This window comes from Bizionia hallyeonensis, from assembly GCF_042657385.1.
Taxonomy (GTDB): Bacteria; Bacteroidota; Bacteroidia; order Flavobacteriales; family Flavobacteriaceae; genus Algorimicrobium; species Algorimicrobium hallyeonense.
Map to the genome: position 1 here is coordinate 1 of NZ_JBHSLA010000012.1, position 3,793 is coordinate 3,793.

At 30.9% G+C, this 3,793-nt stretch carries 3 protein-coding genes and 1 pseudogene; 3 read left to right on the forward strand and 1 reads right to left on the reverse strand.

Annotation, left to right across the window (positions count from 1 at the left end):
• The 3 genes from ACFPH8_RS14850 to ACFPH8_RS14860 all read left to right on the forward strand — a co-directional run.
• Positions 1-596: IS3 family transposase (locus ACFPH8_RS14850; protein ID WP_376862221.1), on the forward strand; the 596-nt coding region annotated here is incomplete at its 5' end.
• Between the two features lie 55 nt (positions 597-651).
• On the forward strand, positions 652-1,575 hold the full coding sequence (locus ACFPH8_RS14855) for a hypothetical protein (RefSeq protein WP_026452136.1): 924 nt from the start codon (positions 652-654) through the stop codon (positions 1,573-1,575).
• A 220-nt stretch (positions 1,576-1,795) separates the two neighbouring features.
• Positions 1,796-3,481 carry a hypothetical protein gene (locus ACFPH8_RS14860; RefSeq protein WP_376862223.1) on the forward strand — a complete coding sequence of 562 codons (1,686 nt, stop codon included), beginning with the start codon at positions 1,796-1,798 and terminating at the stop codon, positions 3,479-3,481.
• Between the two features lie 116 nt (positions 3,482-3,597).
• Here the strand turns inward: ACFPH8_RS14860 and ACFPH8_RS14865 are convergent.
• Positions 3,598-3,793: pseudogene (locus ACFPH8_RS14865) on the reverse strand (IS1182 family transposase); the annotation flags it as partial.

Here is a 3,793-nt window from a genome sequence, read left to right on the forward strand (position 1 = left end):
TACTTCGTGAACACCAAATGCTCACTTTAAGAAAGAAATACAGTGCCAGAACAACCAACTCGCATCATCGTTTTTACAAGTATAACAACATTATAAAAGACCTTGAAATCAAAAGACCTAACCAAGTTTGGGTAAGCGATATAACGTACATCAGAACCGTAAAAGGCTTTTGTTACTTGGCTTTAATAACTGACATGCATTCTCGTAAAATAGTAGGTTATGACTTAAGTGATAGCTTGGAACTTAAAGGATGCGTGAGAGCGCTTAATAAAGCCATTTACCAAGCTAAAGACATTAAACAGCTTATTCATCATTCAGACAGAGGGATACAATATTGTAGCAATGTATATACGCAAATACTCAACAGAAAAAAGATAAAAATTAGTATGACTGAAGAAAACCACTGTTACGAAAACGCCATGGCAGAACGTGTAAATGGCATCCTAAAAGATGAATTTTACCTCGATCAAACCTTTGATAACGTAGCTCACGCAAAGAGAGCTGCAAAAAATGCAATTAATTTATACAATCAAATAAGATTACATTTATCTTTAGACTATAAAACACCTAATATGGTATATCAATTATCAGCGTAAATTCAATTTTAACCTGTAGCCATATTTCAGGACGAGACATTTAAACCAAGAACTTATGAGAAATTTTTTAGTAGTATTATTTTTAATGGTTTTCACCTTTTCTTGTAGAAATGAAGAGAACAAAAAAATGAATAATTCAGTCAAAACTGAATATATAGAAATAATAAACGACGATTATGTACTAAACAAACCATCTGAAAACATAAAAGCGGTTTTAATACTTTTTGGTGGTTTTCCAGAAAATGCTGAAGATATAAAACGCGAATTCAAAATACTCGAAAATGCAAAAACCAATAATATCGCTGTTCTATATTTAAATTACAATCGAAAATTTTATCTTGAAGAAAGTGAATTATTAAAATTATCTGAACAGCTCGAAAAGATTATTAAATCGAATAAACTACCAATAGATAATATTTACATTGGTGGATTTTCAAGTGGCGGAACTCTTGCCCTATTAATCAGTAGTTTTATGACTGATACGAATTCTAATATAATTCCAAATGGTGTTTTCATTGTAGACTCACCTATAGATTTAGCAGAATTATATGATACTGCTGAAAAGAATGTTAAACGCGATTTAGGAAATTCCTTTACCGAAGAAAGCAATTGGTTACTTCAAACTTTCAATGAAGAATTTGGAAATCCAAACAGCGATATTTCAAAATATGAACAATATTCTGCTTTCACTTCAAAAACAAACAACATTGATAATATTAAAAATTTAAAAAACACGAAAATTAGACTTTATACCGAACCAGATACACTGTGGTGGAAGAAAAACACAATGGCTGAATATGAAGAAATGAACGCATACCATATAAAAAGACTTTCTGAATCTTTGAATAAACTGGAGTTTAAAAATGTTGAATATATTCCAACAACAGACAAAGGATATAGAGAAAATGGGGAACGACATCCTCATAGTTGGTCTATTGTAGATAAAAAGAAATTAATAAATTGGATGTTGAATAAATAAAAACTGTGTACAACAGTGTGTATAAGCAATGGCTTGTCCTCGCCTGCTTGGAAATTCCTGCGGAATTTCCAATGGCAAGTACCTGTTTGCAATTGTCCGTGACGAACCACGCCACTGCTCATACACTAAACGTTAGCAAACATAAACACCAAAAATACCCAATAGTAGGTATTGTAATTGCTACTTACAAAAGTTAATTTTGAAATTAAAATAATTACATATGAAAAAAGTACTTCTAATTTTTATGTCAATCATTCTTTTTGGTTGTTCCAAAGATGATACGACATCAACAGAACCAATTGAGCAAAACCTAACTGTAGAAAGTAACAATGTCAAAACATTTGAGGTTGTTTCAGTTACAGTTAATAATGTGGAACTGACGAACAACACCTATCAAGCCACATTTGGTAATAGTGAAATCACATTATTGAAATTTGATAATAACTCTCTAATATTTTCAGTCCCTGAAATAGAACAAGGAACATACTCGTTATCACTTTCATTAGGAACTATTGATTTGAACGTTACAGAAACACAAGTTTCAAACACTGATGAAATAATTCAAAACGTATTTGATAATTTTAGTACTGATATAGGTAATTTGGATAATAGCGACACATTTATTGCAAATGAAATTACAGCAGCAGAGTCGTACAATACAGAAGTTTTAGCATTATATAATTCATTAAACGATGAACAAAAAAGGCAAACTGCTATGTTCTATGAGGCAAATAAAGAGGTTTTTAAAAATTTTAAAAATGATATAACTTCTAATTTAAATGGCCCAACAACATTATCAAGAATACCTCAATCTGAATGTTTTGAAAATTATAATCTAAAAAAAGAATTCTATAGTTGTACAGCTGAAAATCTAGGAAATAGTGCCATTGCACTAAAGAATAGTTCAAAAGAATTTCTGCAAATATTGGCATTAGCTGGTGCTTCTGCATATTTAGCACCTGCATCTTTTGGTTTATCTGCAGTTGGCACATTTCTAGGGTTAGGAACAGCTGCATATATTTATATGACAGAAGTAAGACCATCTTTTATTCAATTTAAATCAAGTTTAAAAGCATTCGTTTTTTCAAATTGGATACTAACCCAAGCAACATTTTCAGTAGTTGCTGATGAGTTTGCTAGTGAATCAGAAGCGAGTCTAAATGTTACACCTGATTTTAGAAGTATGAATTCAAACGATAGTGGAGTTTCTGAAGAAACTGGTTACTTTATTAATTCTTTAAATACCTTAAATGGTTATTGGAATCAACTTACAGCCCTTTTTGGAAATACTCTAAATTATCAAGACACTTCTGAAAATATAGGTTTTGATGAAAATACAGACCAAATTAATATTACAAATATTTCAAATACAAATGTTGAGTTGGAATCATTAGATGGTCAAAATGTTACTTTTATATCTGTTTCAGGTAATGATGAAGATTTTAATTATGATATAGAAATAACTAAAGAGGGTTTTTCTGAAGTAGCCACTAAAAGTGCATCAGTTATTGTTGAAGTCGATATCACAGGAGTTTGGAATATTAATGGTAGTGATTCTTGTAGTTCAACCGATGGCACTACTTTTACCGATGAATATTCCGACCAAATAATGATAAATGAAAATGGAACCGTTACGTTAAACAATGATTCTAATGGCAATTATATAACAAATAGTTATAGTTTTGTTAATAATGTTTTAACAATAGTAACTTCTTATAATGACTTCTTTACACCAGCTTGCGATGGTATTGATTATCAAACTGTAAATGATAATTTAACTTTCACATACGAACCTAGTACTGATAGTTTTAGTGGTACAACATATACCACTGCTAATGAGGTTTCGGGTAACGGTTGTGAAAGAACTGGAAGAACCTGTAATGGAACAGCAACACTTACTAGGTAATAAAAAATAATTACGTTTGCTAACAATGGTAACCGTTGCACAACGCTCTAATAATTTATGCTCAAAACACAATTAAGCCCTTTTTAGGGCTTTTTAAATTTTCTTAAAACTGCCATTTAATTAAATTTTGGTTGGTGGAAATTGAAGCTTATTCCGTTTTGGAGTCCATTTATTTTAGAAACTATAAGACCAAGTGCTTTTGCCTTGGTTTTTGACATTTTCTGTGTAAACTTCAAGTACTTTTTAAGATTGTATGCCATGGCTGCTAAATGCATGACCTTATTTGCCTGTTTTATTCCTATGGTATTTATT

Bases quoted from the DNA above. Each gene is read 5' to 3' on its own strand.
- ACFPH8_RS14855 (WP_026452136.1), top strand. From the start codon at position 652: ATGAGAAATTTTTTAGTAGTATTATTTTTAATGGTTTTCACCTTTTCT.
- ACFPH8_RS14860 (WP_376862223.1), top strand. From the start codon at position 1,796: ATGAAAAAAGTACTTCTAATTTTTATGTCAATCATTCTTTTTGGTTGT.